Origin of the sequence: Cerasicoccus maritimus, from assembly GCA_031296935.1 — a bacterium.
In the GTDB taxonomy this organism is placed as follows: Bacteria; Verrucomicrobiota; Verrucomicrobiia; order Opitutales; family Cerasicoccaceae; genus Cerasicoccus; species Cerasicoccus maritimus.
In genome coordinates this window covers 39,522-60,842 of the sequence record JAVDPD010000031.1, presented here as the reverse complement: position 1 = coordinate 60,842, position 21,321 = coordinate 39,522, and the positions used below count along the sequence as shown (strand labels likewise).

Annotated in this window: 24 protein-coding genes; 5 read left to right on the top strand and 19 right to left on the bottom strand. The window is 53.5% G+C overall.

The genetic code is table 11. The annotated features are described in order from the left end of the window. The first annotated feature begins 422 nt into the window (after window positions 1–422). The 4 genes from RBB62_RS17185 to RBB62_RS17170 all read left to right on the top strand — a co-directional run bounded on the left by RBB62_RS17185 (window position 423) and on the right by RBB62_RS17170 (window position 4,785). Entirely contained in the window at window positions 423–2,030 is a 1,608-nt protein-coding gene (locus RBB62_RS17185) for an aspartate:alanine exchanger family transporter (protein ID WP_309400358.1), read from the top strand. A gap of 43 nt (window positions 2,031–2,073) precedes the next feature. Further along, the gene (locus tag RBB62_RS17180) at window positions 2,074–2,316 is read left to right on the top strand and encodes a cysteine-rich CWC family protein (RefSeq protein ID WP_309400357.1); all 243 of its coding nucleotides are present in this window, start codon (window positions 2,074–2,076) and stop codon (window positions 2,314–2,316) included. A gap of 328 nt (window positions 2,317–2,644) precedes the next feature. Further along, window positions 2,645–3,379, top strand: coding sequence for a choice-of-anchor M domain-containing protein (locus tag RBB62_RS17175; RefSeq protein ID WP_309400356.1), 735 nt, complete (start codon window positions 2,645–2,647; stop codon window positions 3,377–3,379). A 152-nt stretch (window positions 3,380–3,531) separates the two neighbouring features. Continuing rightward, window positions 3,532–4,785, top strand: a complete 1,254-nt coding sequence (locus tag RBB62_RS17170; RefSeq protein WP_309400355.1) for a CobW family GTP-binding protein — start codon at window positions 3,532–3,534, stop codon at window positions 4,783–4,785. Here the strand turns inward: RBB62_RS17170 and RBB62_RS17165 are convergent. The 18 genes from RBB62_RS17165 to RBB62_RS17080 form a co-directional block, all read right to left on the bottom strand. Further along, complete coding sequence (locus RBB62_RS17165) at window positions 4,782–5,252, bottom strand: MerC domain-containing protein (protein ID WP_425499902.1); 471 nt, start codon at window positions 5,250–5,252, stop codon at window positions 4,782–4,784. The genes RBB62_RS17170 and RBB62_RS17165 overlap by 4 nt on opposite strands. Before the next feature lie 85 nt (window positions 5,253–5,337). Then, window positions 5,338–6,438 (bottom strand): choice-of-anchor M domain-containing protein, encoded by a 1,101-nt coding sequence (locus tag RBB62_RS17160; protein WP_309400354.1) that lies wholly within the window; start codon window positions 6,436–6,438, stop codon window positions 5,338–5,340. A gap of 35 nt (window positions 6,439–6,473) precedes the next feature. Then, on the bottom strand, window positions 6,474–7,217 hold the full coding sequence (locus tag RBB62_RS17155; protein WP_309400353.1) for a type II secretion system protein: 744 nt from the start codon (window positions 7,215–7,217) through the stop codon (window positions 6,474–6,476). Between the two features lie 322 nt (window positions 7,218–7,539). Then, complete coding sequence (locus RBB62_RS17150) at window positions 7,540–8,445, bottom strand: glycosyltransferase family 9 protein (RefSeq protein WP_309400352.1); 906 nt, start codon at window positions 8,443–8,445, stop codon at window positions 7,540–7,542. Between the two features lie 14 nt (window positions 8,446–8,459). Next, complete coding sequence (gene dprA / locus RBB62_RS17145; protein ID WP_309400351.1) at window positions 8,460–9,614, bottom strand: DNA-processing protein DprA; 1,155 nt, start codon at window positions 9,612–9,614, stop codon at window positions 8,460–8,462. 5 nt (window positions 9,615–9,619) lie between these two features. Next, the gene (locus RBB62_RS17140; RefSeq protein WP_309400350.1) at window positions 9,620–10,018 is read right to left on the bottom strand and encodes an META domain-containing protein; all 399 of its coding nucleotides are present in this window, start codon (window positions 10,016–10,018) and stop codon (window positions 9,620–9,622) included. A gap of 27 nt (window positions 10,019–10,045) precedes the next feature. Further along, a complete protein-coding gene (locus RBB62_RS17135) occupies window positions 10,046–11,593 on the bottom strand; it encodes an NAD(P)H-hydrate dehydratase (protein WP_309400349.1) in 1,548 nt (515 codons plus the stop codon). Window positions 11,594–11,596: 3 nt separating this feature from the next. Beyond that, window positions 11,597–12,010 carry a holo-ACP synthase gene (gene acpS, locus RBB62_RS17130; RefSeq protein ID WP_309400348.1) on the bottom strand — a complete coding sequence of 138 codons (414 nt, stop codon included), beginning with the start codon at window positions 12,008–12,010 and terminating at the stop codon, window positions 11,597–11,599. After that, on the bottom strand, window positions 12,010–12,774 hold the full coding sequence (locus tag RBB62_RS17125; protein WP_309400347.1) for a pyridoxine 5'-phosphate synthase: 765 nt from the start codon (window positions 12,772–12,774) through the stop codon (window positions 12,010–12,012). The genes acpS and RBB62_RS17125 overlap by 1 nt, the downstream gene beginning before the upstream one ends. A gap of 54 nt (window positions 12,775–12,828) precedes the next feature. Continuing rightward, the gene (locus RBB62_RS17120) at window positions 12,829–13,584 is read right to left on the bottom strand and encodes a ribonuclease HII (protein WP_309400346.1); all 756 of its coding nucleotides are present in this window, start codon (window positions 13,582–13,584) and stop codon (window positions 12,829–12,831) included. 8 nt (window positions 13,585–13,592) lie between these two features. Beyond that, window positions 13,593–14,666 (bottom strand): GTP 3',8-cyclase MoaA, encoded by a 1,074-nt coding sequence (gene moaA / locus RBB62_RS17115; protein ID WP_309400345.1) that lies wholly within the window; start codon window positions 14,664–14,666, stop codon window positions 13,593–13,595. Continuing rightward, window positions 14,666–15,121, bottom strand: a complete 456-nt coding sequence (locus RBB62_RS17110) for a molybdenum cofactor biosynthesis protein MoaE (RefSeq protein WP_343219102.1) — start codon at window positions 15,119–15,121, stop codon at window positions 14,666–14,668. Before RBB62_RS17110 ends, moaA begins: the two co-directional genes overlap by 1 nt. A 2-nt stretch (window positions 15,122–15,123) precedes the next feature. Then, a complete protein-coding gene (locus tag RBB62_RS17105) occupies window positions 15,124–15,366 on the bottom strand; it encodes a MoaD/ThiS family protein (RefSeq protein ID WP_309400341.1) in 243 nt (80 codons plus the stop codon). Continuing rightward, window positions 15,363–15,986 carry a molybdenum cofactor guanylyltransferase gene (gene mobA / locus RBB62_RS17100; RefSeq protein ID WP_309400340.1) on the bottom strand — a complete coding sequence of 208 codons (624 nt, stop codon included), beginning with the start codon at window positions 15,984–15,986 and terminating at the stop codon, window positions 15,363–15,365. Before mobA ends, RBB62_RS17105 begins: the two co-directional genes overlap by 4 nt. After that, window positions 15,979–16,464, bottom strand: a complete 486-nt coding sequence (moaC, locus tag RBB62_RS17095; RefSeq protein WP_309400339.1) for a cyclic pyranopterin monophosphate synthase MoaC — start codon at window positions 16,462–16,464, stop codon at window positions 15,979–15,981. The genes mobA and moaC overlap by 8 nt, the downstream gene beginning before the upstream one ends. Next, on the bottom strand, window positions 16,461–17,660 hold the full coding sequence (locus RBB62_RS17090; protein WP_309400337.1) for a molybdopterin molybdotransferase MoeA: 1,200 nt from the start codon (window positions 17,658–17,660) through the stop codon (window positions 16,461–16,463). Before RBB62_RS17090 ends, moaC begins: the two co-directional genes overlap by 4 nt. Beyond that, complete coding sequence (locus RBB62_RS17085) at window positions 17,657–18,127, bottom strand: MOSC domain-containing protein (RefSeq protein WP_309400336.1); 471 nt, start codon at window positions 18,125–18,127, stop codon at window positions 17,657–17,659. The genes RBB62_RS17090 and RBB62_RS17085 overlap by 4 nt, the downstream gene beginning before the upstream one ends. A gap of 129 nt (window positions 18,128–18,256) precedes the next feature. Beyond that, window positions 18,257–19,558: an alginate export family protein gene (locus RBB62_RS17080; RefSeq protein ID WP_309400334.1), complete on the bottom strand. Its 1,302-nt coding sequence runs from the start codon at window positions 19,556–19,558 to the stop codon at window positions 18,257–18,259. A 334-nt stretch (window positions 19,559–19,892) separates the two neighbouring features. Here RBB62_RS17080 and RBB62_RS17075 point away from each other — a divergent pair, with 334 nt between their 5' ends. Beyond that, a complete protein-coding gene (locus RBB62_RS17075) occupies window positions 19,893–20,660 on the top strand; it encodes an exodeoxyribonuclease III (protein ID WP_309400333.1) in 768 nt (255 codons plus the stop codon). Here the strand turns inward: RBB62_RS17075 and RBB62_RS17070 are convergent. After that, on the bottom strand, window positions 20,644–21,318 hold the full coding sequence (locus RBB62_RS17070; RefSeq protein WP_309400332.1) for a PqiC family protein: 675 nt from the start codon (window positions 21,316–21,318) through the stop codon (window positions 20,644–20,646). The genes RBB62_RS17075 and RBB62_RS17070 overlap by 17 nt on opposite strands. Window positions 21,319–21,321: the final 3 nt, after the last annotated feature.

Genomic DNA, 21,321 nt, shown 5'->3' with positions numbered 1-21,321 from the left:
TCACTGCGGCCTGATCGGCCAAGTTAGATGAAAAATGCCATCTAGCCGCATGCAACCTGCAAGAGCTAAGACGTATCAAACTATCGATAATCGATTTGAGTATGGAAAGTTCAAGCGAAGGACATCCATTAAATAACTTTGGCTTATTTCAGAACTCCCTTGAATAAGTTTAGTTGAACCCACGATCAATTGCGATTGATTGAAAGTCGAACCATTCAATCAACAGATACGGGGTAATCCTGTGAGATCCAGGAGCTGACGCGCAACTGTGTTCGGTCGCACGACCGAGAGCCAGAATGCCCGTGCTAGACATCTTCGCGCTTGAGATGTCGGCCTTGGCAGCGTGTTCAGCTAGAAAGAAAAGTTGGGCAGCTTGGAGGGCTGACGTATCGAGCGACGTCAATCCTTCGAAACTATACAACATGCCAAGTTCTATTATTGATTCGCTCCTCGGGAATCCGCTCATGACGCTATTTGCCTTAATTGGCCTTGGGCTGATCCTCGGCAGCATCCAAATCAAAGGCATCACGCTCGGCTCTTCCGGAGTCATTTTCATCGCCTTACTGGCGGGACATTTTGGCGGAACGATCCCCGCTGGTGTCGGGCAAATCGGCTTAACGCTCTTCGTCTACTGTGTCGGCATCGGTGCGGGCAGTCGTTTCTTTGGGGCTCTCAAACGCGAAGGCAGCCAACTGGCAAAACTGGCGCTCATCGTGGTCGGCGTAGGCGCGCTGACCACTTGGGGGCTTGCCAAATACTTCGACATCAGTGCCGCAATGGCGGTGGGGGCCTTTGCCGGAGCAATGACGAGTACTCCTGCATTGGCCGCGGGATCAGAGGCCGCCGGTAGCCTGGAAACAGATGTCGTCGTTGGTTATGGCATTGCCTATCCCTTTGGCGTGATTGGCGTCGTGCTGTTTGTCCAACTGATTCCCAAGCTGCTACGCCTCAAAATCGAAGAGGATTCCGCAGAAATTAAAGGCGCGTCTGCGGTGCAGATTGAACGTCGCCTCGTAGAGGTGCTGAACCAGAACCTCTACGGCAAACGCCTCGCTGAATGTAGCCTGAGCGATCTCAAGGGCTGCCAAGTGTCACGCGTGTGGCGCCACAATCGCTTGGAGCCAGTGCGCTATGAAGACGTTTATGCCGAGGGGCAGTTGCTCTTGCTCGTGGGTGACATCAAGGCGGTCAACATCGCGACCGAACTGATCGGCAAAACCAGCGACCAAAGCATCGTCCTCGACGCCGACAACGAGCGCCAGCAGATGGTCGTCGTTAAGCAAGATCTAGTCGGGCAGACCATGGCGCAGGTCGATCCGCTTCGCCAGCATGGGGTAACCATCACTCGCATTTGCCGCATGGACTTCACCTTCGTTCCCGATCCAAATACGCGCTTGGAAAAAGGCGACATCCTCACCGTTGTGGGCGCAAGGGATCGCTTAACCAACTTCGCTCAAACCCTCGGCCACCACTCGCAGGCCGTGTCTGAGACCAGCATTGTCTCAATGGCCATTGGGCTTACACTTGGTGTCGCCCTCGGGCGAATGAGCATTCCGCTGCCGTGGGGCGACACTTTCTCCCTAGGCTTGGCAGGTGGCCCGCTAATGGTCGCATTGCTATTGGGACACTTTGGCCGCGTAGGCGGCATCGTGGGCTACATTCCCCGGCCAACCCGCATGATGCTACAGGAAATGGGCTTGGTCTTTTTCCTTGCCGACGCCGGTATCAAAGGGGGCGCATTCATGGGCGACGCGATCCAAAACGAGGGAGCGAAGATATTCCTCGTGGGCGCGCTGATTAGCATCGTGCCGATGGTTGTTGGCTACCTGACCGCTCGCAAGGCCATGAAGCTAACACTTGCTCAAAGCCTCGGCGGTATCTGTGGCGGCATGACCAGCACACCTGCCCTCGGAGCCATTGTCTCTAAAACTCATCAGCAAGCGCCTATTGTGAGCTATGCCACGGTCTATCCAGTAGCCGTCATCATGATGGCGCTACTGGCGAAATTCCTCATCAAGCTAATTGGCTGACCCCAGTTTACCGCCATGAATTCAACACCAAACCTCAAGCATCATGAAAACGAATGCGATATCCCCTCCCCCGTCCCGCCAAGTTTGCAAACATGAGATCAAGCACTGCCCGCGCTGCCGCAGCGCCTTCGAGTGTAAGATGAATAACATCGCCCACTGTCAATGCACACAGGTGTCGATGCCTAACGGACTTCCTTCCTGGGTGGATGAGCTCTACGACGACTGCCTTTGCCCGCGCTGCTTGCGCCTCCTCGCCACTGAGGCAAAGGAACGCCCGGAACAGTAGAGAGGATTAGGGCTTCATTTGTTTTCCATGCGAGCGCGCCAGCTCAAGAAAGGCATGGATAAGTGCACGCAAACATCCCGGTTGGTCACTCGCTCGATCCGGCGAGAACCGAACAATCCGCGGCTGTAGCTGTAAATCAGCAACGCCAGCAACGTCGGCAGAGGATGCTACGCCAAGTCCCCCTCTCACGTGCGCTTTACCTGACAAGCACTCTCGTCTTGCTCATGTGAGTTTAATTGAAGTGTCCCATCACTGAAATGGCCACTATTGCAATTTTTTTGCATTAACAATTGACCTCCATGATTAAAATCACTTGCCTTTCAAATCTATGAACAAGTCTATCTTGATACTTCCGATTTCATTACTCAGCGCATCAGTCCTGATGGGCGCGGATTACACTTATGGTCATGGCGACATCGGCATTGCCTACGAAGACGAGGGTGAAGGTCCCGAGTTTTTCTTCCATTATCACTTGGGAGCAACTTCGAATCTCGGCGAAGGCGAGTATGAAGTGAGCGATATCACCACGGTGTTGCCATACAGCCAACTCGCTTCCGCCCCCAGCGACACCACTTTCAATACCATGACCGGTACGACTGCTGGTTCGGACATTTGGGTTTTGCCATTGAGTGAGGTGACCGGGGTTCCCTTCTTGGGGTTTGCCGCAGAGGAATTAGACCCTTTGGAATTCCCATCCGGCGCGACCTTCACCTTGGACAGCGTCACTTCGCCATCAGGAAGCGGGGAATTGTCCGTTTGGCAACCTGGCTCTTTGGGAGGGTATGACTTTTATTTCTCCACAGCCAACGAAGCTGGCACCGTTAACGGAGACAATTCTCTGACCATCGCGTCCGGCTCTCATGCGCATTACAACTGGGGTTTCACGGAAGCTGGATTATGGGAAATCGTCATGACAGTGTCTGCTATCAGTAACGTTGATGGCCCATTGACGTCGACTGAGACGTTCTCTTTCTACGTGGTGCCGGAGCCTTCGACTTACGCGATGATCGCTGGTGTTGGTGCTTTGGCATTTTGCTATGCCCGCCGCCGTCGCAGCAAGTAAGCTCACAGCTAAACTTTTCATTGTCAGGGCGGCGCCGATGCTACGGGTCGCCCTGACTTGCTTTTCGAAACACGTTTGAAAAGTGTGTTCGACGTACGCTTAATTCCCTGGTCATTGGTGACGCTCAGCGGCGCGCTTGCGCTAGAGATAACATGAAGTTTTTATTTTGGAATCCAGAAGAGGTGCCATCCGCATTGGACCGTGTGCCGGTAACAATCATGACTGGCTTTCTCGGTGCGGGGAAAACGACGCTGCTCAATCACATCCTTGCCAATTCCGGTGCCCAGAAACTCGCGGTAATCGTAAACGATATTGGTGATGTGAACATTGATGCGGCTCTGATACGCAATCAATTGAAAGAGCTCGATGGCCCCATCGCCGGCATGCTTGAGCTACAGGGCGGCTGCATTTGTTGCTCGATTCAAAACGATTTGCTGGATGCGCTGTTGGAGCTCTGGCATCGCTATCAGCCAAGCCATATTCTGATTGAAGCAACGGGCGTAGCTGTGCCGAAATCCATTCTGGAAACGATTTACACCATGAACCCAGCTGGTCGCAAGGGAACGGATTTTCTGCGCGTCGCCAACACCGTAACCGTTCTGGATGGTGCCAATCTGGCGAACCATTTTGAGTCTCCGGAAAATACTGGCGAGCAGCGGCGACGCCACTTGCTCTTGGCAGATCCACGTAGGCCGCTGCAAGAATTGCTCATGGAGCAGGTTGAAGTTGCCGACATTTTGCTCATCAATAAATCGGATGTACTGCCAGATGAAGACTGCGAGCGTTTCAAGCGATACCTACGGACGCTGAATGAACGCGCGGAAATCTGGCAATGCGCCTTTGGCCAAATCGATGTTGCTCGACTCATGCAGGACAGCCGTTTCTGCGAAAGCGACACGCTCACGGCTTCCAGTTGGCAACGCGCGATCATGGGCAATCGCGAAGGAAGGCTTTGTGATGCAAAGTTTACGCCGATCACACATCGCCCCGACTACGTAAGGAGTCCCCAGCGTAGTCACAAAGACTACGGACTGGAGACATTTATCTACAATGCGCGGCAACCGTTTGGGGAGACAAAATTCTTGTGCGTGCTACGCGACGGGCTCCCCGGCGTGATTCGCGCCAAAGGCTTTTTCTGGTCCGACGCTCACCCCGAGTTGGTGGGTCTGTTGTCCATCGCCGGCGCCATGTTGCGCACGGATTATCTCTCCCCCTGGTGGCATACTAAAGTGCAGCGTGGTGAGGCATCGCTGGAAGCAATGCCCGCGCTGGTTCAGGAGGCATGGCTGCCCCATGTGGGTGACCGACGTCAGGAATTGGTCTTTATCGGAATTGACCTCGACCGTGATCGGATTGCCCAACTGCTCGACGAGTGTTTAGTAACGCAGGACACTGCGGTGCGTTAATGCGCGCACTTCGACCTGCGGCAGAGCAGGAAATTTCGTGAGTGACCGGCGACAAGAAACAAGCCGCCCAACGTGTTCATTATTGGGAGCCAGGCCAACTCCGAGTGTTCGGCTGGCAGTTCATTGCTGGCACTACTGGGTAATGCGCAATGTCGGCAAGTGGAACAGTCGCTTGAATCCGAAGTGGCAGACGGCGTAATATTCGCGGTTGAAAAGTCATCATGCAAAGCCCGTTCGCTGAGCAAAGCGGCTACCAGCAGGCTCAGTCCAATGAACGCCAGGACAACGACGATGCGGTCCTTATGCTGTCGGCATCCAGAGAACAGCGCTAAGGAGGTTGTCGGGATCACGAGCAAGAGCATCCATAGGTGAAAGTTTTCGTTGACCCAAAACGTGGTTGCCAAAATCGGTAAGGCCACCAATAGCACGGGCGTGACCAGGCAATGAATACCGCATACAACGGCCATAGAAATCGCCAGATGATCCAGTAAAGAACTCTTAGACTGAGTGCAGGAAAAACTCATCACTTCAAAATTTCCCAATCAAATTCTACTATTCCCCAAGCACAACCAAGACTCGCCCAAATCGACTAAGAGCGCCTTCGGTCGGATCGATTACTACTACGCGCTCCCAGTCGTCATCGATTGAGGTGACAGTTTCTTCAGTCGCGGTTTGCCAATCCACAGCACTCAAGCCAGAGGCGAACTGAGCTTCATAAGTGATTTCCGATGTGCCCGAATCTTTGCGTCTAACGTATTCTATTTGCAGTTGAGCATCATTGTTTAAAGTCAAAGCAGGCAGGCCGCTCACACCGACACCCGGCTCCAGGGATGCGACAGTAGAGGCAAGGGGGGAGAGGTTAAAGGCATACTCCAGAAGCAGCGGCACACCGTCTTGGTTCGCGTCCGCCGTGGCACCGGTAACTGCCTCGTTGAACAAATCGCCTCCCGAAAAATAGGTGGCCTTCCAAATCGCATAGGTCCCCACGGCAAAGATAACGCCCTCCACTTCGCTTTGCGTAGGGTCGGTCATCCCCTCGCCAGCGTAGGCGCTTGCTTGCATGCCCAATCGATAAATACCTTTTTCGGTGAAACCCCAATTCAGGTGACTGTGCCCGTTAGCCAGTTGGTAGTAGGCATCCGTTGAGTCTAACCCATCGGAAGTCGCAGCCCAGACTACAGTGCCACTCGTTGTGCTGTTTTGCCAAAGGGAAACTTGGGGATCCTCGCCCTCGCCGGAGTAGTCCACCTCAACTAAAGTCATTTTGATCCATGACTGCGAGCCTTGTGAGCTCACGCGTGAGTCGCTCGGTGTGTAGCTGGCAATGGCGCCTAGTTCCTGCTCATTGCGAAATCCCGGCCAGGCAAAGCCGCCATCCGACTGGGGCGCAATCCATACTGGGCTACCAGCAGAGCCGCCTAGAAACTCAAAGCCACTGTTTGGAATGGAATAACGTGGGCCGCCCGATGTGTATGGAATATCCTCAAGTGGAAAAGCCACCTGATCAAAAGCTGCAAAGTTTTCTGGATTCTCAAAACTCCCATAAACAATTTCCGCACCCCAAGTTGAGGACGCCGACTCGTAGTTGAAGCGAACGTCCGCATGGCCGTCGATCAGAATTGAACCCTGACCATTGGCAAGGCATGCGCTCACAAGCAGTGAAGCTATCGCTCGTATAAACATAAGAATTACTGAACTGCAGCGATGTTATCGCCATTGACTATTTTCTCTTTAACGGCAGCCGCAGATATACTTTCCACGTGGGTGTCCGCATACAGGTAATTCGCGGAGCCGGAGGTTAAATCGTTTTCTCTGCCTCCATGACGATTGGGTTGAATATCCCGGAGCACCGAGCTCCAGCCGGTCCAATCGCTTGAGTGCGTGTGGTCATTGGTGGCTCCTATTGGCATCGAGTCCGAAACATTAAACGCGAGAATCGTCTTCGCTGGATTGGGAATCAAGGAGGGCCGATTGTATACTTTACCGACAGTATTGCCAAACGGGTCCAACGTCTGGTCAGCAGCAAAGACATTGCTGTTTAAAATATAGCTGGTTCCGCCTGCCTTTAAGCGCTTATCCGCTTTGGGGTCCACTGGGCAGATTCTAACCTCATCAAGATCTTCGAGGTAATCAGAAAGGGTATAAATCCACGATTCGTTTAGGTCGGTTGTATTCGCCTTAGGATACTCTCCGTGGTCGTTGGCATACAGCTGGAGGCCAAAGCCGATCTGCCGCATGTTGCTGGCGCAAGCAGCTTGATGGGCTTTTGCCTTTACGCCACCAATGACCGCAATCAGCAAGCTCCCCAAGATCGCCAAGACCGCAACAACTGTCAGCAGCTCAACCAAGGTAAACGCCTTGCGCAATGTTCGTGATTTTTCCATTTTGATCGAATCGTAGACAGGACGAATTGAATTGCAAATATTTTGCAATAAAATCGTGTTACGTGAGCAAGCAGGTAGGCCAGGTCGCGCTGACGTTACGCGCGATATCAATCTTTCAAATCCATACTACAAGCCAGGTTCCATCATAAAATCGCTCCTTGGGAATCTCCCTACTTGATCAGCAATGGGCGATCGATCGGGCATGTTCGGTCGCGCGCCACCCCGTCTCCATCCAACCTCAAACAATGAATCGCAGTTTGACCAAGGCTAACCCGAAACTCGATTTTTCCTAAGAGGGCGTCTAAAAACTCAATTGACCTTCCCCGAAGACGCTCTCCAACGAAGGTCAATTGAGTTTTTAGACGCCCTCTTAGGACTGGATTTCTGCTAAAACCGTATCCGATCGCAAAAGCGATAGCTCACCCTCCGGCGCACGGACCACTCGGTTACTTGGCGCACTTAGTGGATACGGCCCATAGCGTTCTGGCGGTGTTGGCCCGAAAATGCCTATCACTGGCCTCCCCATTGCCGCTGCCAGATGCATCGGACCACTATCATTGCACACGGTGACTTTCGCACTGGCAATCATCATGGGCAGAACATCTAGTGCCGTTTGCGCCGTTAAATTAAAGAATCGGTCTGATGGCCAATGAGCATTGCCTTCCGCAGAAACATCACCACCCCAAACAACCGTCTCCCCATCGCCCAAAAGCAGTTCGGTTAGCTCCAAAAATCCGGGCCATTCCTTCTCGGCACGTCGGCTTCCGGGAAATAGCAGATAATAGCCATTGGGTAATTCCGGTAGCGCATGATGTGGATCAGAAAAAGTCAACGCGCCAAGTAATTGGTTTTCCAAGCCCATTACCGACATAAACTCACGTAAAATGTCGACAGCGTGAGGCGCATCTCCGGGCGGCAATTTAGCCTTAACGCCACAAGCCAAGGCGCTGCCTTCGCGCGCATCGCTACGTCCAATTCGATGCTTGCGGGGCGTCTTTGAACAAGCCGCCATAACGCCACTGCGCGCCAATCCCTGCATGTCGAGAACCCAGTCGTAGTCGACATCGCGGATATCTGCAATCAACTGCCCAAATGCGCCGAAACCTCCTCCACGATAGAATGGCAGCACGCGGCTAACCGTGTCGCAGGCTTCAACCATCGGCGCAAAGATATCACGAGCTACCCAATCGATCTGCGCACCATCGAGCTGTAGGCGAATCGATTCCGCAACCTGCAAGCCATGAATAATGTCGCCCAGCGATGAAGGTTTTATCACAAGAATCCGCATACTTACTTGCGTCGTTCATAGCATCCGTCGGCTCGTTTGCCAACGCAGCGTTTGAGCTCCAACATGAGCAGGGTCGCCGAAACCGCCGCCACCGGCAGGCCGCTCTTGTGCGCAATTGCATCGCGGGTCAACGCCTCACCTTCGAGCAGGGGTTGAAAGACTGCGCGCTCATCGTTGTTTAAATCCTTGAGCAGGTTCTCCCGTTCGTCTGCCTTGATCGCATTGCCGGATGATCCACCGTCCAGATTCAATTCCGCTTGTTGTCCGCCGCCGTAAGCCAGTTCATTGATCAGATCGTCAATGGAAGTCAGCAGCACCGCGCCATCCCGAATGAGTTGATGGCAGCCCGCGCTACTGGGTTGGTCAATGCGCCCGGGCACCGCGAACACTGGGCGGTTTTGCTCCATGGCAAAACGTGCGGTTATCATGCTGCCACCACTCTTATCCGACTCCACTACGATGGTTGCCGCAGACATCCCGGCGATCAGGCGGTTCCGCATTGGAAAGGTCGTGCGACTGGCCCTGGTGCCAAACGGCAATTCACTAATCAAGGCCCCGCGCTCACCGATCTTTTTGTAGAGCTCAATGTTTTCCGGTGGATAAACAATGTCGACGCCGCATCCTAATACCGCCGCCGTATCGCCCCCGGCATCGATGGCCCCTTGCTGCGCTGCGGTGTCAATCCCGCGCGCCAAGCCGCTGACGACGCAGAAGCCCATGCGGACGAGATCCTCCGCCAAGCGCTTAGCAACGCTTTGACCATAGAGCGTAGTCCGGCGACTCCCCACAATCGCCACGGATTTCACACTCGGGCGCAGTGGCCCAATAATATAGAGCCCAAGTGGCGGATCGTAAATTTTCTTCAGCGGCTTCGGATAATCTGCATCGGTTACCGCTACAAAACTGGCGCCAGCGCGAGCCAGCCGCTTCTCCTCACGGGCCAGGTCGAAGTGCTTTTCCCAGTTTTGAATAATGTCAGCAGTGTCTTGCCCAACACGCTCGACGCGCAGCAAGGCCGACTTACTCGCGGAAAGAACTGCGATTGGATCGTCTTTAAATTCGTTGAGCAAACGCCGCAGCGTCACCGGCCCCAATCGAGGCAATCCATTCAGCGCCAGTAAGGCCTGTGTTGTGGTCAACGAAGCAGATGCGCTCATCTTGATTACTCCGACTTACTGAAGACAATGGTGGATTCCGTTTTGCTAAAAACCAGCTCGTCAGTTTTCTGCTCCATGACGGAGCCTTCCATCTGCGAAATAAAACGGCTCTCGAACTGCATGATATGGGCAGGACCACCGCGGCGAGTCACGATCATCGGGCCGACTTTGCCGAACTCAACCGAAGCCTGCCATCGGTTGATCGGGCCATTTCCGTGAATTTCTTTATTCTTCAACTCTAACGTAACCGCCTCCACGGTCGGCGCTTCACCATCAATTGAAGTCAACGAGTAGGTCTGATCATTCTCGGTGGGCATTGACTTGCTGGATGCGCAACCGGAGAAGAATGCGACGAGTCCAAACGTGAGCGTCAAGAGGATGATGGATACGGAATGTTTGCTCATTGCAGACATACTCTACGGATTCTTCCACTATGCCAAACGTAAAACGGGCGACAGAAAATCTAATAATTCCGTCGTAGCAACCGATACCGCACCACGCTCTCGCGCGAGTAAATCTGCCGCCATCCCATGCCAAACAACGCCAGCGCCAGCAGCGTGAAAGGCTCGTTCGGGCCATTGTGCCAGGAGCCCTCCAATCAAGCCACTTAGCAGATCGCCACTGCCACCACGCGCCAATACTGGTCCACCGAATGGCGAGGCATGCACCAGTTGGCCATTGGTAACCCGCGTCAGCGGCCCTTTATAAACAGTGATGATATCGTGCTTGTGCGCATGCCAAGCCAGTGCTTCTCGATCATAAGCCGCTGAATCCTGACCACTGATTCGCATGAATTCACCCGCATGCGGCGTCACGATGACCGCGCCTTTGTTCGGGCCGCGCTCAGCAGCTTTCTCAATCACCGAAGGTATGAGCGCATCGGCGTCGAGCACCATTGGTGCTTGGATTTCTGAAACCATTTCTTCGATTAGAGCCCGCGTTTCGGCTTCTTGCCCAATACCCGAACCACAGAGCACCGCCGTGGCCCTGGGCAGTTTTTCTCTAAGCAAATGCCAGCCTTCGAGCGCCAGTCCACCCTCGGGAGTTTCCGGCCAGGGAACCCACATGACCTCGGGGGCCTGTGCTGCAAATTGAGCTGCGACACTCTCCGGTGCAAAAGCCGTCACCAACCCTACTCCACTATGCAACGCAGCCTTGGCGTTCATGAGTAAGGCACCAGGCATGCTGCGTGAGCCAGCCACAACGAACAGGTGCCCGAACTTTCGCTTGTCGCTGGCCGATGGACGCCAGTTTCGCAAAGGCGCTAGCACGTCAGGCGTCAGGACATCTTCGCCGCTCGCTTGCGGTCCAGTGTAAAGCTCATCGAAGAAACCGATGTCCAGGTAGCGGATGCGGCCAACGTTTTCCGCGTGCTGAGGATCTAAGGCGGGAGCCTTTAAAATGCCCGTAGCATAAGTCGTGTTCGCTTGAAACGCATCGGGGTCGCCCAAGCCGCTGGGGAGATCTACCGCTACGCGAAACCGAATGGACGGATGCGCATTCACCGAGCTAAGCAGTTGTTTCACGTTGTCCCTCAGCGGCGGCTTAAATTGCATGCCGAGCAAACCGTCGAAGCATAGCTCAAAATCCAGATTGCCCATCTTCATGGCTGGAATCACCTGTGCCTTACCAGTAGTCTCCAAGTTATCCCAAGCGCGACGGGTTAAGGATCGGCATTCCTTTTTCTCAACTAGCGGCACGATACTCACCTCCGCTTCGGGACGCAGCTTCAGGATTTCATCGGCGGCAAGCAACGCGTCACCACCATTGTGACCTTTGCCCACCAGCACCAGAATGCGCGGTTTGCGATGTGCGCGCGAATGCATGTGTGCGACTTCGCAAAAATCGTCCAAAGCCGCGCGCCCCAATGAACGGCCGGCTTTATTCATTGCGGTCCATTCCGCTTCTTTGCCGGTCAGCAATTGCTTTTCGTGGGCAATCGATTCTTCGCAGGTCAGGATTGGGTCGGCGTAAATCATCTTCTAGCTGGGATTCCGAACCACGACAGCAAACGCCATGGCTTGGGTCGAAGTATGCGACAGCGACAGGAGCACTTCCGTTCCACCAACTTTCTCCAGCAAGGCCTGTCCTTGATCATCGAGCACCGCGACTGGCTCGCCGTTTTGCCCTTTGCCGACACTCAGCGATAATAAGCCAAACTCTTTACCGATCCCCGTTCCGAATGCTTTAGAGACCGCCTCCTTGGCCGCAAACCTTGCCGCGAGCGAGGGATAAGGGTTCCGCATTTGCAGGCAGTAAGCTTGCTCGGCTTCCGTATAAATACGGGTAAGGCAACGCTCACCATGACGCTCATGCATTTCGCGAACACGCTCGATGTCCACGAGGTCGCAGCCAATGCCAATCACGGCGCCTTGTATGCGGGTGGGGTCGATCATCAGCGATAAATCCCGTTCATCAGGGCTTTCATTTCCCGAACGGCTTCATTGACACCAACAAACAATGAACGGCTAACAATGCTGTGGCCGATGTTCATTTCATGCAGCCACGGAATTTCTCGCGCGTGCTTGATGTTGCTATAGTTGATGCCATGCCCAGCATTCACCTTGAGCCCGGCATCGTGCGCGCGCACGGCGCCGTGCTTGAGCTTGGTCAGTTCCTCATCCATGCCCGCGCCGTAAAATACGTTGGCAAAGGCACCCGTGTGCAGCTCAACAAATTCCGCTTCCAGTTCTGCCGCCATATCAATCTGCGCCGCCTCTGGATCAATGAACAAGCTCGTGGCAATCCCATTAGCTTTCATCGCGGCGATCACGTCTTTGACGCGGCTCTGGTGCTTGATGACGTCCAATCCGCCTTCTGTCGTGACCTCCTCCCGGCTTTCGGGCACGAGGAGCACAACTGCTGGCTTCACTTCACAAGCGATTTTGGCCATTTCTTCCGTTGCTGCCATCTCGAGGTTCATCGGAACCTGGATCATCTCGATCATGCGATACACATCGCTGTCTTGAATGTGGCGGCGGTCTTCGCGCAAATGCAGCGTGATGCCATCTGCACCAGCACGCTGCGCAGCCAAGGCGAAATCAACAGGGTCAGGCTCCACCATGCGGCCGCGGTCCAAGGGGTTTTCGCGATAGCGTGCCTGCCGTAACGTTGCGCTATGGTCGATATTTACGCCTAATAATACGTTTTGAGAAATCATGAATAACGGGATTTAAACGATGCAGCTTAGGCCAAAATTTTGGCGGCGCAAAGTTTAAAACAACTCCCGCTGCTCGCAGACATTCGCTGGTAAATCCAGCTTCCGCAGGAAGACCTTGCGGTGATGTGGCGTTGGGCCATGAGCTCGCAACGCTTCCAAGTGTCGCGGGGTGCCATAACCTTTGTGTTGATCATAGCCAAAACGCGGATCCTCTTCGTGCAGTTGGAGCATCACCCGGTCGCGTGTCACCTTGGCCACAATGGAGGCCATCGCGATTGCCAGGCTCTTACCATCGCCGCCGACCACCGCTTCATGCGCCCAGGGGAATGGCTTGAGCGGTTTGCCGTCTACCATGATGCGCGGGTAATCCGCGACTTTGTTATCGCACTTAAGCAATTCGCTCCCCACCGAATCTGCTCGAAGCAGTGTCAGCTCCAAGGCGTCCAACGCACGCTGCATGGCGAGCCTCGTGGCGCCTAAAATATTATGGACTTCAATTTCCTCCACGCTCGCCACGCCTGGGGCCACGGCGACAAGCTTATCCGCAGTCCATTGCTCGATGAGGGTAAATTGAGCTTCGCGCTGCTCGGCCTTCAGTTGTTTGGAATCGTTGATTGCTGTGCTCGCTCGCTTGAAGCCAACGTGGTCGTAGGCGTCTGCGGGGATGTGAGCTACTGCGGCAACCACCGGGCCTGCTAGGCAACCTCGGCCAGCCTCATCCACTCCAATCAGCGCAGGATAAGGCGCGTTGCGCAATTGCTGCCGATCGAAACGCCAAAGCGGATGTCCCTTAGTCTGCTTTTTTGCCATCGATTCCCCTACCCTCCCAGTCGCCACATTTCCGCTGGAGCTTCGCCGGGGGCTTTACCATGCGGTTTCACCTGACGCTCTTCCGAATAATTATCTTTGCGCTTGAGCCAAAGCTCGCGAATAGCCGTGCTTAGACTTGGCGTTGCCAAATGCGGCCTCAGCGACACCCCATGATTAGCGAAAAGGCAGGTGAATAATTCGCCGTCTGCTGAGACACGCGCACGGGTGCAACTTCCACAGAATGGCTTGCTGATCGATTCAATGAAGCCTACTTCCAGACCATTGTCCTGATAACGATAACGTCGTGCGACTTCGCCGAAAGTCTTTGGCGCTAGAGGCTCCAAAGCGCTCAGCATGCCCAACTCCTCACGTATTTCAGCCCCCGTGAGAACGTCTTGTGCCGTCCAACCATTTGTGGCACCAACATCCATGTATTCGATAAAACGAAGCACAAAGCCACGATCCCGAGCCATTCTAGCCAAAGGCAAAACTTCACTATCATTGACGCCTCGCTTGATGACGGCGTTCAATTTAACCTCGAGTCCTGCGTCGCGCGCAGACTCCGCTGCTCTCAAGACGACATCCGGCGAGTACGAACGGCCAGCCATCTTTTCAGCAACTAAGGGATCGAGCGCATCGAGGCTAACATTGACTCGACTCAAGCCAGCTTGCTTCAAGTCGTCCACAACTGCAGCCAAACGTAGTCCATTGGTGGTCAGCGCAAGGTCGACTACGGGGTGCGCCTCACTTAAGCGGGCAACAAACTCTACAATACCTGGGCGCAAGAGCGGCTCGCCACCAGTCAGGCGAATCTTCTCCACGCCGAGTTCCACGAAAGCAGCGGCAACAGTCGCTAGCTCATCGTAGCTGAGCAGCTCACGTATCGGCCGAAAACGAAAGTCTTCACCGAAGAGTTCGGCTGGTAGGCAATACTGACAGCGCAAGTTACAGCGATCGATCACCGACAAGCGAAGGTCTTTGAGGAAACGTCCTCTCTTATCGATAGCCGAAGGAGCCGCATCCACTTTGTCCTGCAAAGTAGCTTTCGGTTGCAAAGTCGATTGTGCTCCGAGTGTAAACATCAATGTGAATGCGCGCCGCTCTTCAACCGATGGTCGCAGTTACAGGCTGTCGGGTCGACCCACTCATCACTGCCATCCAGATAGAATTCGTGTTTCCAAATGGGTACGGTGGCTTTGATTTCATCAATGATGAAACGGCAAGCCTCGAATGCTTGGTCTCGATGCACCGAACAGACGCCAACCCACACCGCCATATCACCAGGAATGAGTGCGCCGATTCGATGCTCCGCGCGCAGACCGAGGAGATCGTAACGCTGCATCGCATCATCAAGGACCGCTTGCCCTTGTTTCACCGCCAGCCTCACGTAAGCCTGATACTCCAAACGCTCTACGCCACGGCCCAGGTGGTGATTGCGCACCCAGCCCTCAAAATTACAGAACCCGCCCGCGTCAATGCGCTCTAGCGATTGTCGCAAATTGGCGTGATCGATAGCTTTGTCAGACAAAGTAAACATGATCAACCTCCTGACATAGGTGGCATGATTGCCAAGGCGTCACCTTCACTGAAGCCTGCTTCCGCAGGACAGAACGCATCGTTTCGCGCAAAACGAACCTTATCCGCTGGCAAGGTCCAGCCGTGAATGCCTTTTAGTTCTAAAAAAAGCTCGGCTACAGTATTTGCTCCGGTTTCCACTTGTTCTTCGGAGCAGCCAGCCTGCGCGCCGAGTTGTGCAAAATACATTAATGTCACCGTTTTCATTGTGCAGAACTAGTTGGTTGCGCCAAGCCTTGTAGGCGCGTGAATTCTTCTGGTGTGTTGGCATTATCGAGCGCCGTTGGCTCAGCCAATTCGATCAGGCAAACATCCGCTCCGCCCTCAATCAGCAGCTTGCGCGGACAACGTCGATCAGCCTTCATCGCCGCTTCGAAGATGGGCTTCGCCGACGGTTCGTAAATGGCGCACATTGGCTCGGGCAGTGAATCGCTGGAGCTGCGGTAGGCCGTTGCCCATGCATTCGGGCTGCGCTGTTCGATTAGTGTTTGAATCGTGCTCACGTCAAGCAAAGGCAAATCGCAAGCGACGACCAGTAGCGCGTGGTTCGGAAACTTTTGCCAAGCGCTCATCCACCCTGCCAAAGGCCCTGCGCCTTCAAAAGCATCGGAGATTAAGGCATCCTCATATGCATTCGATCCCGGTAATACCTGCCCCTCGCGAATGGAGACTCCAACCGAAAGCCCGCATGCTTTTAATAGCTCTGCTTGCTTACGCCACAACGGCATCCCCCCCCAGTCAAGGCTGGCTTTATCCTGGCCCATGCGACGGCTTTGACCGCCTGCAAGCACCAGCCCAAGCATAGGCGCGGTATTAGAATCATGCATCGGCATTGAAATCCTTTTTGCCTCCGGTTTTGCTAACCAGTCGGGTGCGGCTGACTTCTATGCCATGTCCAAGCGCCTTAGTCATGTCATAGATGGTTAAGGCGGCAGCAGCGGCGCCGGTCAAGGCTTCCATTTCGACACCGGTTTTCCCGGTTGTCTTAACGCGGCATTGAATCACCAACTGCGGCTCAGCTTCGGATGGTTCGATCTCAAAAGAACAGCCGTCAATAGGCAGCGGGTGGCAAAACGGGATCCATTGACTGGTCTGCTTAACACCCATAGTGCCTGCTACGCGTGCGACATCTAGAATGGCACCTTTCTTCGAGGTAAAGCCATTCTCGCGTAAATGCGCCCAAGCATCATGCGGGAACACCACCACCGCTTCGGCAACTGCCTCACGCGTGGTAATGGATTTCTCGCTGACATCGACCATGCGAGGTCGTGCTGCTTCATCTAAATGCGTTAATCCTTCACTCATTTTGACCAATTGTAGAATGGAACCGAGATGCCCGCTTTCCACTGCGATGCCTCGGCTGAAAGTTCAATAAATCCGTCTGTGCCGCAGAGTCTAGCATAGTCGCCCGAATTATTGACCGGGCGCGGAGCGGCTGTTCCGTCATCTAAGATTTCGACTGGCAAAAACCAAGTCATCGGCGATTTCGAAGCAATGTCTTCTGCTAAGCAAACTGACTGTGTTGACGAAGCAAAGCCGTCGCGCGCACACAGGTATGGAAGCACATAACGATGAAGCCCAACCATAGCCGAAACAGGATTACCGGGGAGTGCAAAGATCATTTTCCCTTCCCCCGTTCGCCAAAGTCCCATTGGTTTGCCCGGACGTTGGCGCACACCATGAAAAATGCACTGCGCGACTTCGTCCAGCGCACCAGGTATCCAATCGCGCTGTCCCTTGGAAACGGCACCCGCAATAATCATCACATCTGTTCGTCCAAGCAATTCGATCATGCGTGCTTTGCCAAGTTCGGCATCATCGCACCAGTGATCAATTTCGCCCACATGGTAGTCAGCCAAGCCTAATGCAGACTCAACCGTGACGGCGTTCGAGGAGCGAATTTGATGCGGCAATGGAGTCGTCGAAACGGGCACCAGCTCATCACCGGTGCCAATCACCGCGATACGAGGGCGAGAGCTGACTTTCAGCTCCGTATAGCCACAAGATGCGGCAACGCCCATTTCGACAGGGCCTAGACTTGCGCCAGCTGGAACCAATAAGCTTTGCGCTGCAAAGTCTGAACCCTCACGGTGGATATACTGGCCTGGTTCAACGTTGGCGTCTTTCGCTAAAGTGAATGCCTCGCTTTCACGTATGGTCTCCTCATACGGCACAACCACATCTGCGCCTTCGGGCAGCGGCGCGCCTGTCATGATTTCAATTGCAGCGGCAGTTTCTTCGGGTAGCGCGCACTTGCAGTCGCCTGCCATCAGTTGGCCGCAGACTTTAAACTCGCCACATCCATGTTCTATGTCCGCATAGCGCAAAGCATAACCATCCATCATCACTCGATTAAATGGCGGCAATGGGCGGTCTGCATAAATATTTTCACGTAAAACGCGGCCTGCTGCCTTTCCCAATGGGCTGGAAATGACCGGCGACTGGTCCCCAAACTCAGCAATTAAGCGATCTGCTTCCGCGACACTGATTAAACCACTCAAGACAGGACCTCCAATTCATGGGAGCCCAACTTCAGCAAACCCGACTCTACGATTCGGCATCTTAGCCCACCTCGACCTTTGAGCCACTCATGTGCTCCGGGCGTTACAGCTTCATCCATCCAATAGCAAGGGCTGCATTCTTCGCTACCGGTCAAAATCAATTCACCCAGGCGGAACCTCTTCCCGATGAGTGAATTGAGTTCAATTCCGCTCAGCAGCACATTGCGTCGAAAAAGCGAGCGGTCCAATTCGGCTAAATTAAAGTTTCGCTCAAGCTCGCTGGCCACCGCTTCATCGAAAAACGTGATCTGCCCTTTGTAATCTTCTTTATGGCCGTAATAGCGATCGTCGACAATGCCCTTGCCCGCATGACATTGTACTGAATCCATCGCCGCCAGCCCATGTTCCAGGCGTCCGAGACCATGACGTCCACGAAAATCATGGCCCGGGGAAATCCAGATGGCCATTACGTCGACAGTAGTATGTTCAACGAGCATTAAGAAACGTTATGATCGATTGAGCGAGTTTCAACCCCAGAAAAAAGCTGCCGGCGAATCAATCACCGACAGCTTGTCTCTAACCTATAACAAACCTTACTATAATTTGAAATCCAACTGAATCCAAACCTTGGTGACATCTGAGCCCAGAGGCACAGACGGGCCACCATGACCATCATAGTAAGCAAATTTTACCAGTGCGGTGAGGTTTTCCGTGATCGGACGCTTGAGGCTGATATCAGCTTCCTTACCGTAGGTGTTGCTGCCGCCATCTTCAGAAGTGAAGTAGTGGAATGCGCCACCGAGGCCGAATTTGTATGGCAACTTGACCTTGTAGTAGAGGTAGTAGTCGTTTAGGCCATTTGCTGGAGTATTCAGGAATACGTCAGCCCAGCCATTGAACTTATGGAGCGTAGCGAGCGGAGTTCTGAAACCGCGTGTTCCGTTACCACCAAGGCTTTCAAAACCGAAACCAGCTTCATAGCCTTCGTAGTTCAGACCTAATACTGTGTGGAAATAGTTCAGGTCGTAGCTTACGCCGGCGCCGGAAGCAGAGTTGTCAAACTGAAGGGCATACTCTGCACGGAACGGCATCGTTAAGCTGTCGCTCAGCTTTGCCTTACCAGCGTAATACAGGCCCCATGTGTTTGAGGAGTTAATCGGAGATCCATCTAGATCTACATAGTAGAAGTAGGTCGCGATCTTGCCGTATGGTACGCCTTCATAGTGCGCATTGATAAAGTGGTTGTTGGAATTGAAACGTTCCTGATTCGCAACCGGAGCATAAACACCGAAAATGCGGTTTACACGCCAATCCCATGCATAGGAAAGCCAGGTGTCCTTGATGATTTCAGTTTGGAAGCGAATTGCATCAAAAGTCTGGTCGTTCTGACGCCAGGCAACAGCGCCTACGTAGCGTTGGTTGTCCAGATTAATGACTTGGCGGCCACCCTTGAAATCACTGTTCCAGCCCTTAAAGCCGAAGAAAAATTGATTCAGCTCATTATTGCGGGGGTCCGGAATAATGGTCTTTGTGCCGGGTCCCGGGAATGCCTGGTAGTCCGAATAGTTGATGGCCCATGTGTTCTCGAACTCACCCAGCAGATACATGCCGTAGAGCTTCGGCGTTTCGTAGCCGATGCGAGTGCGCAGAGTCAGTGCGTTTGAAGACGTACGCGGACCTTGCAAATCAGCGTATTCAAAACGCAGACGCTGATTGTAGAGCAAACGCCCCTGCAATGCTGGCTCGCCTGCGTAGCCCAGAACTTTTTGACCCAGTTCGGTGTTGGGCTTGGCGTTCTGCCATTTTTCCGGTGCACTGCCAAAATCGACAATTTCAGCGGAGAGAGCTGTAGCGCCAAGAAGCGTCAGCGTGGTGAGTTGTTTCAGTGTGTTTTTCATTTTGAGTTAGCAATATTCAAATGGTGATAGAAATGACCTTGCGCATACCATTTAAGCGTCACCCGTGCCAAAGATCGCAAATGTTCTATTTATGACAGTGATTAAAAGTAATCCGGAACATGAACCAGATTCATCTATTCTGTTTTAGGACCTCATGTGCCACTTCTGTAGCCTTTTGGTGCAGCACGAGAATTTCATGGCCAATTGCAGAATCATCATCGATCCTGCTCATGGCCTAAATGAATTGAACGAACGCAAATGTATAGCCGAACTGCTGGCTTATTTCTCACTGCGCGGGTGGCGGTGTTCAATTTTGGACCTAAATTTTAGACAAATGAGTGAATCAATTGAAATTATTTCGTGGAATGTAAACGGCCTGCGGGCAGTTCTCAAAAAGGGCTTCCTTAATTTTCTCGCAGAGCGCCAACCCGACGTGATCTGCCTACAGGAGATCAAGGCAAGCGAGCATCAAATCCCCAAGCTAGAGCTTCCTTTCGAGCGCCAATGCTACCACAGCGCAGAGCGTGCAGGTTACTCGGGAACGGCAACTTTCTCTAAGCCGACTTTTGTTGGCAAAACAACCGGTCTGCCTGAACACCCGGCAGAAGGCCGCATTCTCACGCTGGAATACGACGCCTTTTACCTCGTGAATGTCTATGTGCCAAATTCACAGGACGAGTTACGCCGGCTTGACTACCGAACTGCTCAGTTTGATCCGGATTTCCGCGATTACTTAAAAGAACTCGATGCGAAAAAACCGGTGATCGTTTGCGGAGACTTCAATGTGGCTCATGAGGAAATCGACATTGCCCGCCCCAAGGCCAATCGCCGCAGCCCAGGCTTTACGAACGAGGAACGCGAGCAATTCACCCAGCACTTAAATGCTGGCTTGGTTGATGTATTTCGCCAACAGCATCCAAATGAGCCGGACCATTATACTTGGTGGAGCTACCGTGGCGGTGCCCGCGCAAGAAATGTTGGCTGGAGAATCGACTACTTCCTTGTCTCGGAGCGTCTAGCCCCACAGGTGAAGAAAACCGAAATACTCAGTGATGTGCTCGGTAGCGACCACTGCCCCATCTCAATTACTTTGGAGTTATAGACGCGGGCTGTTCCTGCGAAGCTTGAGCTTTTTGCTCAGCGTCAACCTTGGCGATGTCATTTGCAGCGGCGCGGGAAAACTGCTCCAGCGTGTCGCTCAAGGCCTCGACTGCGCTGGCAGTCGATAGGCGAGAACCACTTGAATCCTTGAAGGTTGCTTCGCTGATCAAGTAAGTCGTCTGATTCCTCCGGTCCGCAATGCGGTAAATAATGCTCAACTCCGCGATGCCATCATTATTGGCGGAGAAGTCAGTCACGACTGCGCTCAGCATGTACTTGCGCGGATACGCCTGCATCCACGGGAAGGCGGCAACTTTACCGGGCCCAAGCAGCTGTGTAAGGTTTTCCCGGGTGACACGGGTCACGCCCGAACTGATGGGTTCCGCCCAACGCTCAAATTCATTGAACTCAACTTGGTTTGTGTTCACCCGATAGGCCATTTGCGGACGATCAAGATACTTCGGTATCTCAATCTGCGCCACGCCGACATCCGGTGGATCTCCTTCAAAAATAGGAAGTGCATCGGTACTTTGCGGCAAAGAAGTCAATACATAGAACGTTGAGGGCGTCGACTCCTTGCCAAGGCTACAACCGGTTTGAAGCGCCAATAGGCACACCGCAAGAATCGGGAGGAAAATTTTCAAAATACGGTCTCTCATGTG